The sequence below is a fragment of the Ruegeria sp. CL7 genome (genome assembly GCF_056536445.1).
Window position 1 is genome coordinate 160,201 of record NZ_JBQFPQ010000007.1, and the last position, 12,767, is coordinate 172,967.

The 12,767-nt window shown below is 57.3% G+C and carries 9 protein-coding genes and 1 tRNA gene; 4 read left to right on the top strand and 6 right to left on the bottom strand.

Translation table 11 applies throughout. The annotated features are described in order from the left end of the window. The first annotated feature begins 545 nt into the window (after window positions 1–545). On the top strand, window positions 546–3,923 hold the full coding sequence (locus ACR0LI_RS16515; protein WP_480718868.1) for a hypothetical protein: 3,378 nt from the start codon (window positions 546–548) through the stop codon (window positions 3,921–3,923). A 434-nt stretch (window positions 3,924–4,357) separates the two neighbouring features. Further along, window positions 4,358–5,809 carry an AAA family ATPase gene (locus tag ACR0LI_RS16520; protein ID WP_480718869.1) on the top strand — a complete coding sequence of 484 codons (1,452 nt, stop codon included), beginning with the start codon at window positions 4,358–4,360 and terminating at the stop codon, window positions 5,807–5,809. A gap of 168 nt (window positions 5,810–5,977) precedes the next feature. On the opposite strand, the gene ACR0LI_RS16525 is transcribed toward ACR0LI_RS16520, so the two are convergent. Both ACR0LI_RS16525 and ACR0LI_RS16530 read right to left on the bottom strand, forming a co-directional pair. Beyond that, window positions 5,978–6,424: a terminase small subunit gene (locus ACR0LI_RS16525; protein WP_480718870.1), complete on the bottom strand. Its 447-nt coding sequence runs from the start codon at window positions 6,422–6,424 to the stop codon at window positions 5,978–5,980. 386 nt (window positions 6,425–6,810) lie between these two features. Next, window positions 6,811–6,886: transfer RNA gene (locus tag ACR0LI_RS16530), tRNA-Lys, on the bottom strand. Between the two features lie 210 nt (window positions 6,887–7,096). On the opposite strand from ACR0LI_RS16530, the gene dapF reads away from it, so the two are divergent. Next, on the top strand, window positions 7,097–7,939 hold the full coding sequence (gene dapF, locus ACR0LI_RS16535) for a diaminopimelate epimerase (RefSeq protein ID WP_480718871.1): 843 nt from the start codon (window positions 7,097–7,099) through the stop codon (window positions 7,937–7,939). Continuing rightward, window positions 7,936–9,192, top strand: a complete 1,257-nt coding sequence (gene mtaB / locus ACR0LI_RS16540; protein WP_480718872.1) for a tRNA (N(6)-L-threonylcarbamoyladenosine(37)-C(2))-methylthiotransferase MtaB — start codon at window positions 7,936–7,938, stop codon at window positions 9,190–9,192. Before dapF ends, mtaB begins: the two co-directional genes overlap by 4 nt. Before the next feature lie 22 nt (window positions 9,193–9,214). Here the strand turns inward: mtaB and ACR0LI_RS16545 are convergent, their stop codons facing one another. From ACR0LI_RS16545 to petA, 4 genes are all read right to left on the bottom strand, one after another. Further along, window positions 9,215–9,631 carry a nuclear transport factor 2 family protein gene (locus ACR0LI_RS16545; protein ID WP_480486281.1) on the bottom strand — a complete coding sequence of 139 codons (417 nt, stop codon included), beginning with the start codon at window positions 9,629–9,631 and terminating at the stop codon, window positions 9,215–9,217. 150 nt (window positions 9,632–9,781) lie between these two features. Further along, window positions 9,782–10,567, bottom strand: coding sequence for a cytochrome c1 (locus ACR0LI_RS16550; RefSeq protein WP_171724762.1), 786 nt, complete (start codon window positions 10,565–10,567; stop codon window positions 9,782–9,784). A gap of 17 nt (window positions 10,568–10,584) precedes the next feature. Further along, complete coding sequence (petB, locus tag ACR0LI_RS16555; RefSeq protein WP_480718873.1) at window positions 10,585–11,916, bottom strand: cytochrome b; 1,332 nt, start codon at window positions 11,914–11,916, stop codon at window positions 10,585–10,587. A 15-nt stretch (window positions 11,917–11,931) separates the two neighbouring features. Next, the gene (petA, locus tag ACR0LI_RS16560; protein ID WP_152459513.1) at window positions 11,932–12,516 is read right to left on the bottom strand and encodes a ubiquinol-cytochrome c reductase iron-sulfur subunit; all 585 of its coding nucleotides are present in this window, start codon (window positions 12,514–12,516) and stop codon (window positions 11,932–11,934) included. Window positions 12,517–12,767 lie beyond the last annotated feature (251 nt).

Sequence of the window (12,767 nt, forward strand, 5' to 3'; positions counted from 1 at the left end):
GGTCTTGCTGTTCAAGCACTTGAAATAGTTGAGTATAGACGTCACCCAAAGAAGATTTGACTGTTGTGCACATCGGCTCTTCCAAATTCCGCAGATGGGCGTACGTTGCCATTCGCATAAACGTCCATAGCGCAAGATTTTTTATAGTGACTGTATTCGATATACCACCCGACCGATTGCCAGAACTGAATGATGCTGTTTTTCGAGAGCTCGTTGCACGGCTTTGCGAGGCTGAGAGAGAACGACAAGAAGGACACCGCCTCGAGGTTCGTTGGGGCGGTCGTCAGACGGCTGCAGACGGGGGCTTGGATGTAGTCGTCGAAGCTACAGGACCCTTCATTCCGCATGGACCTCTGCAGCGCAGACATACCGGAGTGCAAGTAAAGCTGGGCGACCTCATTCCTAGCGCCGTTGGCGAAGAAATGCATTCAAATGGGAGGCTGCGACCCTCGATCTCAACACTGGCAGCAGGGCACGGAGCGTATCTGATCGTCAGCGCCGGAGCAAACTGCTCTGATGTGATGCTTCAGCGAAGACAAGATGCCATGCGGGACGCCGTTGCCGGAGACCCAAACGCTGCCCACATCAATCTCGCCTTCTTAGACCGCAATGCGCTGGCCCGTTGGGTCAGTACACATCCATCTGTAGCAGCGTGGCTCCGAGAGCACATGTTGCTCCCTTGCCTGGATGGTTGGAAACAATATGGTCGGTGGTCGGCTACGCCATCAGGTGCAGATGACACCCTGATCTGTGAAGAAGGCCTGCGCTTCTACGTAAAGGACAGACAACCCACAACAGATTTAGTCGAAGCCATCGATGCGATTAGAGAGCTTGTGAGAACCGGAGATGCTGCAGTTCGTATCGCTGGGCTCTCAGGTATCGGGAAGAGCCGCATCGTCCAAGCGCTGTTTGAACAGGTTGGCAACACTCCAGAACTGCCTCCTTCTCAGGCCGTATACGCTGACCTTGGCCATACGCTCGCGACTTCTCCCATGCAGATGCTTGAAGCCATGCTTCAACTTGGTGCACCTGCGGTTCTTGTCGCCGACAACTGTCCTCCGGACACCCATCAAGCACTTGCTCGGCGGCTCGCGGAAGTTGGAAGTGAAGTTCGGCTGGTGACCGTGGAGTATGATGTCCGAAGCGATCGACCCGAAGAAACCGATGTCGTCAGAATAGAAGCCGAGGGTCCGGACATCGTAGAACGTCTGTTAAGGCGCCGCAGACCTGACCTCTCGTCCTTGGATGCCAGGCGGTTGGCAGAGCTCGCACTTGGAAACGCTCGGCTTGGCCTGGCCTTGGCACAAGCTGCGCCTCAAACTGGTTCACTGTCGACGTTCGAAGAAGCGGAACTCTTTGACCGCCTCTTTTGGCAACGGGAGTCGCGTGATGCGGCGCTCGCTAACGGTGCCGAGGTCTTGTCACTTGTCTACTCGTTCGACGTAGAAGGCGTCGAAGAACCTGACGAATTAGCTGTCTTGGGCTCACTTATTGGCGTGAACCCCGGCGAGTTATATCGGCATGCAGCTACCCTTTTGGAACGAGGCCTTGCCCAAGCACGAAGTAGATGGCGCGCAATCTTGCCGCACGCCCTGGCCAACAGGCTCGCACAAGGTGCGCTTAGAAACATCCGTTGGCGAGACGTGGCCAACACATTTGCTGACAAACCCAGATTGCGCCAGTCTCTAGCACGACGGCTGTCCTACCTCCACGACGTGGAGGAGGCCCGACTGATCGTACGTCGTTGGATGGAGCCAGATGGGCCACTTGCAGACCCTACCTCCGAGATAGAGCTTTTCAGCACCGTGTCGCATCTCGTAAACCAAGAGGTCCTTGATTTTGTTGAGGCTCGGATTGCGTCTGGAGAACAGCTCGACCAACCGGGCAACTCTATCGATGACGTGATTGGGATGACATTACGGGCTGCGCATGGCGAGACACTTTTTGCACGCTCTTGCAACGCTCTCGTCGGACTTGCAGTTTGCCTCGACCCGTCGGGTGAAACTCGAGCAGATGCAGCAATCGAAAATCTGTTCGGGCTGTTTCTTTCGGGGACGCTGGCACGAACTGAAGCTCGAATTTCAGTTGCACGAGACGCGCTATTATCAAGTGACCAACGAGTGGTTATTCGTGGTAAGGCGATGCTCGCTTCAGCCCTAAAGACTGACTTTTGGTCACCTTCTTTCCACTTCGACTTGGACGCGCGCCCCGACGCCCATGGCTGGGAGCCACGAGGTGACGAGATCGTTGAATGGTTCGAGGCATGGTTCGCTTTAGCTGCTGAAGTTGCGAACTCTGGCAACCCAGATGCGGAAGAAGCCGCACGCACTGCGCTTTCAAGAAGGTTGAGGGAACTCTGGCGCTGTGTACCGTCGCTGCGGACCCCTCTCCTCGAAACCATTCGTGAGCAGCACGCAAGGAGATCATGGCCAGAAGCTCGTCAATCGCTACACCGGTTGTTGTACTTGTCTCGACGAAGAGGCGACGATTTCCCGGAAGAAGACATCATTGCAGTTCGAGAATTGATTGAGGAGTTGGCTCCTGACGATCTGGAGGCCCGGGTGCACAGCGAACTAGCTGTGCGTTGGGATGTTGAGCTGGATGAGGACGACGACACTGATGCAGCATTTCAGCGGCGTGCAGAACGGCTCGAGGAACTAGGTCACGAGTTGGCTGCAGATCCCGATGTTTTAAGACGCGTCATTCCTGAAGTTTTGCGGAGTGACGGCCCTGGGTTTCAATCGCTCGGCGAGGGCATTGCAGAGGCTTCGGAGGACCCTTTAGCCACGTGGGCCATATTAAGAGACGCTCACCTCACTGAGCCCGACCGGTCGCGGCAATTGAGCCTTCTATCGGCCTACCTGCAAAAATTAGACGAAGAAGCCCCCGAAACTGCTGAACCAATTCGGCAGGAATGCCGCGAGAACGTTCGACTTAGGTGTGATTATGCTTTTTTCCTTCCGGATGGAGCCCTTTCGCCAGAGGAGGTTGAACTGGTCATTGAGTTCGCTGCGGACACGGTAGTTCACGCGCATCAGTTGGCCGACATCGTCTGGCGCGAAAATCGCGAACTTAGTGACGTTGATCGTGTCCGCCTGATGCGTTCGTTACTCTCTAGGCCTGAAGGTCCCAGGTTGGTTGTGCGGTCACTCAGTATGCTACGGCATGTCGAGACCGATGATCGCCGAGTATGGCCAGAAGACATTCGGCAAGTTGGACTTGAAGCTTTGGAGACGCTTATCTCCGGTGAACGGGTTGACGACAATCTCGATCATACGATGGGGAATGTCACTCGCTATTGTCTGGAAGAAGACGATGGGTCTGGAGCCGAGCGTCTACTCTCCGCCCTCACAGATCACGCGACGCGAAGATATGGCTCAATATTCGACGTGGATGACACCGCAAGTGCCATTGCCGCTAGTGCACCGGCTGCCTACCTAAACGCGGCCATTCCTGACCCTGACGCAGGGTCAAGGGGTTTTGACCTTCGAGCTCGTTACGCCAGATCGCCGTTATCGGGCATCCCACCAGAAGCGCTCGTGGACTGGTGTTCAGTGAACGATTCACGATGGACAGTAATCGCGCAGTATCTTGAGCTTTTTCCCGCAGATCGACGCGGCAGTGCAGAGAGCAACAACGAGGAGAATCTCTCCCCTCAGATAGTTGCGATATTGGAAGCCGCTCCCGAGCCTGGTGCAGTGGTGGACGCGCTTGTCGGAAACCTCTCTCCCATGAGTTGGTCCGGCAGCAGAGCGGCCATTATCGAGCGTCGGCTAGGGGTTTTAGAACAACTGCAAGATCATCCACGCCAAGAAATTGGAGTTGCGGTCGCCAGACACGTTCCTCGTGTTCGAGAGTGGATCGCTGCGGAAAGGGAGCGAGAATCGGTTGAAGATGCGGCTCGCGACCAGCGGTTCGAATAGTGGGCCTTGGCGCGCGCCATTGAACAGGCCTCACTAGTGCGCCGTTAACGGGGTGCATGCAGAGGCAAATGAATGCGTTCTCGCGCCGGGAAAAAAATTAAAAAAATTCTCTGAAAGGGACGACCGGATTCGGCGGATGGTGACAATTGGGGTCATCATTCATTCGATGGAGACGACTTATGACCCGTCCTGCTAGGACCCCTAATCCCGTTTGCACCTGTGGAGCCGAACTCCCCAAATATGCAGACCGTCAGACATTGGCGGCCATCATTACCAAGCGGCTATTCCCTGTGACCGCCCGCACGATCCGCACATGGCCTCTAACTGTTTGGCACCCGAATAAGAAGGCGGTGCACAACGTCCAAGAGGCGCTTGAGCACGCCGAGCAGAAGATGAATACGGCGAACTGTTTCAAGCAGGCGGAGGGCTGAGGAATGGTCCGAACTCAAGCAACCCACGCGCCCACTGGCTATCATTTGTACCTCCAACAGTGCTTTCGGCACATCAACCCGGAGATTGATGAACACACTGCCCGGAGGCTCATTTGTGACGCATTCGCAATTGGCGCGGGTGCTAACGACGTGCTGGAGATTGTTTTGAACTGGCAGGCGGACGGCCCTCATGACCAGAACTGGCTTGTGGAAACATGGTCGTCATTCCGCTCCGGCTGGGAGGTTAACAGCGGTGCACTCGAAAAAATGGCGGATGAGTCTGGTGCAGGCCTCGACATTTTCAGGGGGATTGGCGCATCCCAAGGCAATCATAACACCCCGAAAGCCAAACCAGTCTTGAGGGAGGTTGCTGGCAAACCCATCAAGGCAGGCTGGGCTGACGACAAGAGCGTCGCTGCCTTAGCACAGCGCTTTGAGCAGGCCTTGTTGCCAGATGATCCAATGGACATGCGTGGGCCGACGCCGTTGATCGAAGGTGTATTGGACCTCAACTGTCTATCCGTGATGTACGGTAAGCCGGGCTGCGGTAAGACGTTTCTAGCCCTAGACATGGCCAATACCATCGCAACCGGAGGCACATGGAACGGCGCTCAGGTCACGCAAGGATTGGTGGTATACATCGCCGCTGAGGGTGAGGGTGGAATGTCGCTCCGGGTTCAGAGCTTGCGCAATGGGCGTAGCCGACACCTGCAGGTCATCTCTCTTTCAGTAAACTTGCTCGACGTTGATGGTGATGTCATGGGACTGCTCCTTCAAATCAAACGTCTAGAGAGCATCCATGGTCCAGCAAGGCTGATCGTGTTTGACACACTGGCGCGCTGCATGCAGGGCGCAGACGAAAATTCCAACTCTGCGATGGGTACGCTCACGCAAGTGACAGACATGCTGCGTGAAGCGACAGGCGCGCACGTGATGTTGGTTCACCATACGGGAAAGGCGGCAGAGCGCGGAATGCGTGGGCATTCGGCATTGCTGGGAGCCTGTGACACGGTGCTTCGTCTAGTGCCGTCAAAGGGTAGCGTCGCCGTTAAGGCCGAAAAGCAGAAGGACCTTGAGGACGGACCGGTCTGTGCCTTTCGTCTGAAACCTGTTGTCGCGTGTGGAAATGGGCGGTCCTCTGCATGTGTTGAGTTTGTGACATTACCGTCGCGTTCGGACGATTCACCTGCGCTGCAAGGCAACTGCTTGATCGCACTCAACGCGCTTCAAGACTTTCTGTCTATGCACGGTGAGGAGGTCTGCTTGGACCTTGACTCCGGTGAAAAACTGAATGTCACGGCAGCGGCCTGGACTGCCTTCATGTCTTGGGGGGCGAACTGCTTCGACCTCCCTGACACGAGCAGGAAGCGGCGCGCCCTGAAAAATGCGCTCAGCCAGCTTGAAGATTTGGGCCTCATTGAGACATCGTCGCACTATGTGTGGCTGGTTGATTGATCAGCCTAAAGATAGCTTATGAACGCTTGGCTCTGACACTACATACATACTACTATTCTAAGTAGTATGTATGTATGTCGGCACCGGCGGGCGGCAGTGTTCGAATAGAATTACGTTCAAAACCTTCGCCAATTCGCCCAACAGATAGGCTTGAGGTAGTAGCCCGCGTCACGCTTGACCTGACAGCCTCATCAGAGATTCATTGTCTAGCCGAACATATGGGCTTCCGGACACCATGGTCTCCAACTCTTCTAATGAGCACTCGGTCAGGTCACGTGGCCCAGAGTTGGTGACTGGTCCGGGACGTTTGGGCGGAACCCAACCGAGCCGGTCTAGCACGTCCCGTGCGGCCTGCAAGCGCAGCTGAGGGCTGACTGTCGGGCTCAGTAGCACTTCCTGCACGACGCCCAACGCGGCGGGACCCAGTGCCTTCAACCGGTCATTCATGGCATCTCGGACCATCTCAGTGACTTGCGGGTCACGCAGCCACCTATAGCCCATGCTGTGCGCCGAGGGTTTGGGGACTCCAGCGTGCAGTGCTGCCTGAGTGGCGTTGCCGCACTCTGCATATGCTTCGGCGAATCTCGCCCGTTTAGCCCAGTCGGCTGCAGCCATGCTGCTATCTCCCTACTAACAGTTCAGACTAAGGCTAGCCTAAACACGCCATGCTGATCGTCCTTAAGCGGCGCGTGTTTGTCAGCAGCAGGATGGCAAATTCGAGAAACCCGCTTCGCTCGGTGGGAAGGCTGGGGAGGTGCATTTATCAGCGGGACTCCTACAGGCGGGGTGCGCCCCCACCCCCCCATACTGGATGGTCCTAGTCCGCTCTGAGCATTCCATGGAGGTTCAAACGGTTCCGCCTGATGCGAGAGAACGCAACAGGCAAATTGATGTTGACCTGTTGCATCAATGTCGTCCGTGAATAGTCCGTGAAAACCGGACGCGCCTACCAGCAAAGTACTGGCACACACTCCGCAAGGTGTTGTTATTTATTAAAAAAGTGGTGAGCCGTGCAGGATTCGAACCTGCGACCCACTGATTAAAAGTCAGTTGCTCTACCAACTGAGCTAACGGCCCACTCTTTTGTTGGATCTGTTGATCCGTGGCGCTCTTTACGGCAATTCCCCGACCGGGTTCAAGCCCTTATTTTGCGCCTCGTTTCGCCGTAACAACGCGTGTTTCCGGCAACCCGATAGGCGGCCTAATTAGGCAGGTGGCGCTGGAGGGTCAACCCCTTTTTTGAGGAATCTTCGCGACAGGGTGGATTCATGTTCGGACCGACGTTATATGCCCGCCATGCAACAGAGACTCGACACCGGACTGCCCTTCATAAAGATGCACGGGCTGGGCAATGACTTTGTCATTGTTGACGCACGCGCACAGGATGCCCCGATCACGCCGACGCTGGCCCGGGGAATCGGGCATCGGCAATTTGGGGTGGGATTCGATCAGTTGGCCGTTATCGAAAAGGGTGAAGCCGACGCGCATCTGGTGTTCTACAATTCCGATGGATCAACCTCTGCCGCCTGCGGCAACGCCACCCGCTGTATTGCACGGTTGCTTATGGATGAGACGGGTCGCTCTGCCCTCAAGCTCACCACGGAACGGGGAACCCTTCATGCGCGGGATGCCGGCGATGGGCTCACCTCGGTCAACATGGGGCACCCGCAGCTGGACTGGCGCGAAGTTCCTCTGGCAGAAGAGATGGACACGCTGGAATTGCCGATCGAAGGCACCCCGACGGCAACGGGAATGGGCAACCCGCATTGCACGTTCTTCGTTGACAACGCCGAAGCGATCCCGTTGGCAGAATTCGGCGCGCGTTACGAATACCACCCGCTTTATCCCGAACGCACTAATGTCCAGGTGGCCCAGGTCATTGGTCCGGATCACATCCGTATGCGCGTATGGGAGCGCGGAGTAGGCATCACTCTGGCATCTGGGTCTTCGTCCTGTGCAACGGTCGTGGCCGCCGCGCGACGGGGGCTGACCGGGCGCAAAGTACGGATTGATTTGGATGGTGGCACGCTTTGGGTCGACTGGCGCGACGATGGTGTCTGGATGACCGGCCCGACATGTCACGTTTTCTCTGGCACTCTGACGCCTGAATTTCTGAGGTCACTGGGATGAACCCGCCCAAGTTCACCACGTTGGGCTGCCGCCTGAATGCCTATGAAACTGAGGCGATGAAAGAACTGTCGCAACAGGCCGGTCTGACAGACGCTGTGGTGGTGAACACATGCGCCGTGACGGCTGAGGCCGTGCGCAAGGCCCGGCAGGAAATCCGCAAGCTACGGCGCGAGAATCCGAATGCCCGCCTGATCGTCACAGGCTGTGCCGCCCAGACCGAGCCCGAAACCTTTGCGCAGATGGACGAGGTCGATGCGGTCATCGGTAACACTGAAAAGATGCAGCCCGAGACCTGGCAAGGCATGGCGACTGATTTCATCGGTCAGACCGAGGCGGTGCAGGTGGATGACATCATGTCGGTCACCGAAACGGCCGGCCATCTGATCGACGGATTCGGCACCCGCTCGCGCGCCTATGTGCAGGTCCAGAACGGTTGTGACCACCGCTGTACCTTCTGCATCATTCCCTATGGCCGGGGCAACTCGCGCAGCGTGCCAGCCGGTGTGGTGGTGGATCAGATCAAGCGGCTTGTCGACAAGGGCTATAACGAGGTCGTGCTGACCGGGGTCGATCTGACATCCTGGGGCGTCGACCTGCCCGCAAGCCCCAAACTGGGCGATCTTGTCATGCGCATCCTCAAGCTGGTGCCCGACCTGCCGCGCCTGCGCATCAGCTCGATCGATTCGATCGAGGTGGACGAGAATCTGATGCAGGCCATCGCAACCGAGCCGCGCCTGATGCCGCATCTGCACCTGTCGCTTCAGCACGGCGACGATCTGATTCTAAAGCGCATGAAACGCCGCCATCTGCGCGACGACGCCATCCGCTTTACCGAAGAGGCACGCAAGCTGCGCCCCGACATGACCTTTGGTGCGGATATCATCGCAGGCTTCCCGACCGAGTCCGAAGCGCATTTCGAAAACTCGCTGAAGCTGATCAGCGACTGCGACCTGACTTGGCTGCATGTCTTCCCCTATTCCAAGCGTGAAGGCACACCGGCGGCCCGCATACCGCAGCAGGTGAATGGAACGGTCATCAAGGATCGCGCCGCCCGCTTGCGCGCAGCAGGCGACGCTCAGGTCACAAAGCACTTGTCACAACAAATCGGCAAAACCCATCACATCCTGATGGAAAGCCCGCACATGGGCCGAACCGAGCAATTCACCGAAGTGTCCTTTTCGGCCCCCCGGACCGAGGGCGAGATCGTGACGGCGGCAGTCACCGGTCATACTCAAACCCAGCTGATCGCGTGATGGCGTCGGCTGCCGGCGGCATTCATTGCCCGGTCACGGCAGCGAGGGCGGCCGTGTCGTAGAATTCCTGATATTCGCAGACCCGGTCGCCGCAGAACTTGCAAATGACAACGACCGGCGTTTCGACCTTCTGGCCGCTGGCTTTGTGTGTCCAGGCCGTGACGCCCACCCCGACGACCCGGTCGTCCTGGGCTATGGTGTCCTGCAACGTCCAGTGGACCATTTCGAAGGCATCCGTCAATTCCTTCAGATATTGGTGCATCTGACCCTGCCCCTTGCGGGCGCAACTGAAGTCCAGCCCGTTTTTCCCGTCGCCAAGGGACCGGATGCAGATATCGTCGGTCGTGTAGTCGTCCCACATTTTCAGGTTCGAACCCTTGGATTCGTTCCATCTGGAAAAGGCCTCGCGCAGTTTCGCGGCATTCGACAAAGCGTTCATGACAATTCACTCCAAAATGACTTCTACAATGCAACCAGCGTCGTGTTGCACGGGGTTCGCGTCAAGGAACAAGTTGTCGAGCGGTTTCAAAGAAAAAGCCCCGCGCGACGCACGGGGCCTTTTGAATTTCCTTAAACCTACCCTGACGGATCAGACCGATTTCTTGCCCTTATGCGGAGCCCACAGGCGCTTGTTGACCAGATAGAGAAGCACCGACAGAACGGTGAGGAAAATCACGCCAACAAAGCCGGCGTTCTTGCGCTCCATCATCTTCGGCTCGGCCGCCCACATCAGGAACGCCGCGACGTCCTCTGACATGTGTTCGACAGAGTTCGAGTGCCCGTCAGCAAACTCGACCTGTTCATCCGCCAGCGGCGGTGCCATCGAAATCCAGCCGCCGGGGAAGGCCTTGTTTTCGTAGAGGACAGTGCCTGCCTCTTCCTTCTCTTCACCAGTATAGCCGTCCAGCAGTGAGGCGATGTACTCGGCTCCGCCCATGCCTTTGACCAGCTGATTGATGCCCAGACCGTAAGGTCCGTGGAAGCCCGCGCGGGCCTTGGCCATCAGGCTCAGGTCCGGTGCGCCGACACCGTTGTTGGCCGGGAAGTGGTCAGTCGGAATCGCCGGGCGGAAATCGTCCAGCTCGGGGTCGAACACTTCGAAGTTGCCCGCTGCATAAGCGATAACTTCTTCTTCCGAATAGCCCAGCGCTTCCAGATCGCGCAGAGGCACATATTGCAGACCGTGGCAGGCTGCGCAGACCTCGGTATAGATCTGCAGGCCGCGCTGCAGCTGATGCTGGTCCCAGGTACCGAAGGGACCTTCGAACGAGAAGTCGAAGTCTTCGATATGCTGCTCACCCCCACCTGCTGCAATGGATGCAACAGGGGTCAGGGCCAAGGCAAACGCGGCGCCGATTGCAAGTTTCTTGAACATGTTTCCGGTCCCTCTTCTTACTCGGCCGGCGTGGCTTTGGCGTCAGCCTTGCCATAATGCGCGTTGAAGTCTTCTTCGATGGTCTCGGGCTGTGCCAGAGGCTTCTCGATCACTCCGAGGATCGGCATGATCACGAAGAAATAGGCGAACCAGTAGGCGGACGCGATCAGCGAGAAGGTCGCATAGGGCTCTTCCGCGGGCATCGCACCCAGCCACATCAGGGCAAAGAAGTCGATGACCAGCAGGTAGAACCACCATTTGAACATCGGACGGTACTTGCCCGAACGCACGTTCGAGGTGTCCAGCCAGGGCGCCAGCGCCATGGCCAGGATCGCACCGAACATCGCCAGAACACCGAAGAACTTGGCATCAATGATACCTCCGGTGATGAAGCTGGCGAATTGAACGACCCAGACCTCACCGGTGAACGCGCGCAGGATCGCGTAGAACGGCAGGAAGTACCATTCGGGAACAATGTGTGCAGGTGTCACCAGAGGGTTGGCTTCGATGTAGTTGTCCGGGTGGCCCAGATAGTTCGGCATAAAGCCCACGACGGCCCAGAACACGACCAGGATCACGGCTAGGGCGAAGAGATCCTTGATCACGAAGTACGGCCAGAACGGCAGCGTGTCTTTCTCGGCCTCAGCTTTCGAGCCCCGGCGCACTTCAACACCTGTCGGGTTGTTGTTGCCGGTGGTGTGGAAGGCCCAGATATGCACCACAACCAATGCCGCAATGATAAACGGCAGCAGATAGTGCAACGAGAAGAAGCGGTTCAGCGTGGCGTTATCCACCGCCGGTCCGCCCAGCAGCCAGGTCTGCAGCGCATCACCGACAAACGGGATGGCGCCAAACAGGCCGGTGATCACGGTCGCACCCCAGAAGGACATCTGACCCCAGGGCAGAACATAGCCCATAAAGGCGGTGCCCATCATCATCAGATAGATCAGCATACCGATGATCCACGTGATTTCACGCGGGGCTTTGTACGAGCCGTAGAACAGGCCGCGGAACATGTGGATGTAAACCGCCACAAAGAACAGCGACGCGCCATTCATGTGCAGATAGCGGATAAAGTGACCGCCATTCACGTTGCGCATGATGTGCTCGATGCTGGCAAAGGCCAGATCGACATGCGGGGTATAGTGCATCACCAAAACGATACCGGTGATGATTTGCAGCGCCAGGCAGAACGCCAGAACGATGCCCCAGATCCACCACCAGTTCAGGTTCTTGGGGGTCGGGATCATAAGGGTATCGTACAGCAGGCCGACAATCGGCAGGCGGCTGTTCAGCCACTTCTCGCCGTTTGTCTTCGGCTCGTAATGATCGTGGGGAATTCCGGACATAAGTTTGGGTCTCCCTTAGCCGAGTTTGATTGTGCTGTTGTCCACCCATTCTGCGGGCGGGACAGGCAGGTTCTCAGGCGCGGGGCCTTTACGGATACGACCGGCGAGGTCGTAGTGCGAGCCGTGGCACGGGCAGAACCAGCCACCGAAGTCGCCGGCATCCCCCAGAGGCACACAGCCGAGGTGCGTACAAACGCCCATCTGAACGATCCAAGCACCCGGCGCTTCGCCTTCCGGTGACGGCATGACACGGTTTGCGTCAGTCGCAGGCGCATCTGCGCTCAGGTTGAAGTTGCGTGCCAGCGGATCTGGCAGCGCATCAACACCTTCGGCGTCCTGTTCCTGGGCTTCCTGAATCTCGGCACCGGTGCGGTGACGGACAAAAACGGGTTTTCCCAGCCATTTTACCGTCAGTTGCGTGCCCGGCTCGACGCCGCTCACATCCACACGGATCGAGGACAGCGCCTGAACGTCTGCCGACGGGTTCATTTGGTTGATCAGTGGCCATACGGCTGCACCCGTTGCAACGACACCTGCGCCGCCAGCGACGTAGTACAGGAAATCTCTGCGGGTGCCTTCGTGGTCTTCTGCGTGGGACACGAGGTTATCTCCGATTATCTGGCGCCCGCGGACGGGCAAATAGCTCGCGCACCGCACGAATGCGGTGTCTTAACCGCGCTTACTATCGGGGAGAATAGTGTTCGTCCAGCGTTCATAAACGCGCAATACGCCGCATGTGTCCCTTCATGCACGTGACGAGGGGCTTTTTTTGGTGATTCTCGTCCGCAACTTTATCTGCGGCTTCGAATCAACGGGGGTTGATTCGAACTTCGAACTCAGTTTTGCAGGCG

What these genes read in the sequence shown, in the direction of transcription:
- ACR0LI_RS16515 (WP_480718868.1), top strand. Translation starts at nt 546, where the DNA reads ATGCGGGACGCCGTTGCCGGAGACCCAAACGCTGCCCACATCAATCTC.
- ACR0LI_RS16520 (WP_480718869.1), top strand. Translation starts at nt 4,358, where the DNA reads ATGGTCCGAACTCAAGCAACCCACGCGCCCACTGGCTATCATTTGTAC.
- ACR0LI_RS16525 (WP_480718870.1), bottom strand. Translation starts at nt 6,424, where the DNA reads ATGGCTGCAGCCGACTGGGCTAAACGGGCGAGATTCGCCGAAGCATAT.
- dapF (WP_480718871.1), top strand. Translation starts at nt 7,097, where the DNA reads ATGCCCGCCATGCAACAGAGACTCGACACCGGACTGCCCTTCATAAAG.
- mtaB (WP_480718872.1), top strand. Translation starts at nt 7,936, where the DNA reads ATGAACCCGCCCAAGTTCACCACGTTGGGCTGCCGCCTGAATGCCTAT.
- ACR0LI_RS16545 (WP_480486281.1), bottom strand. Translation starts at nt 9,631, where the DNA reads ATGAACGCTTTGTCGAATGCCGCGAAACTGCGCGAGGCCTTTTCCAGA.
- ACR0LI_RS16550 (WP_171724762.1), bottom strand. Translation starts at nt 10,567, where the DNA reads ATGTTCAAGAAACTTGCAATCGGCGCCGCGTTTGCCTTGGCCCTGACC.
- petB (WP_480718873.1), bottom strand. Translation starts at nt 11,916, where the DNA reads ATGTCCGGAATTCCCCACGATCATTACGAGCCGAAGACAAACGGCGAG.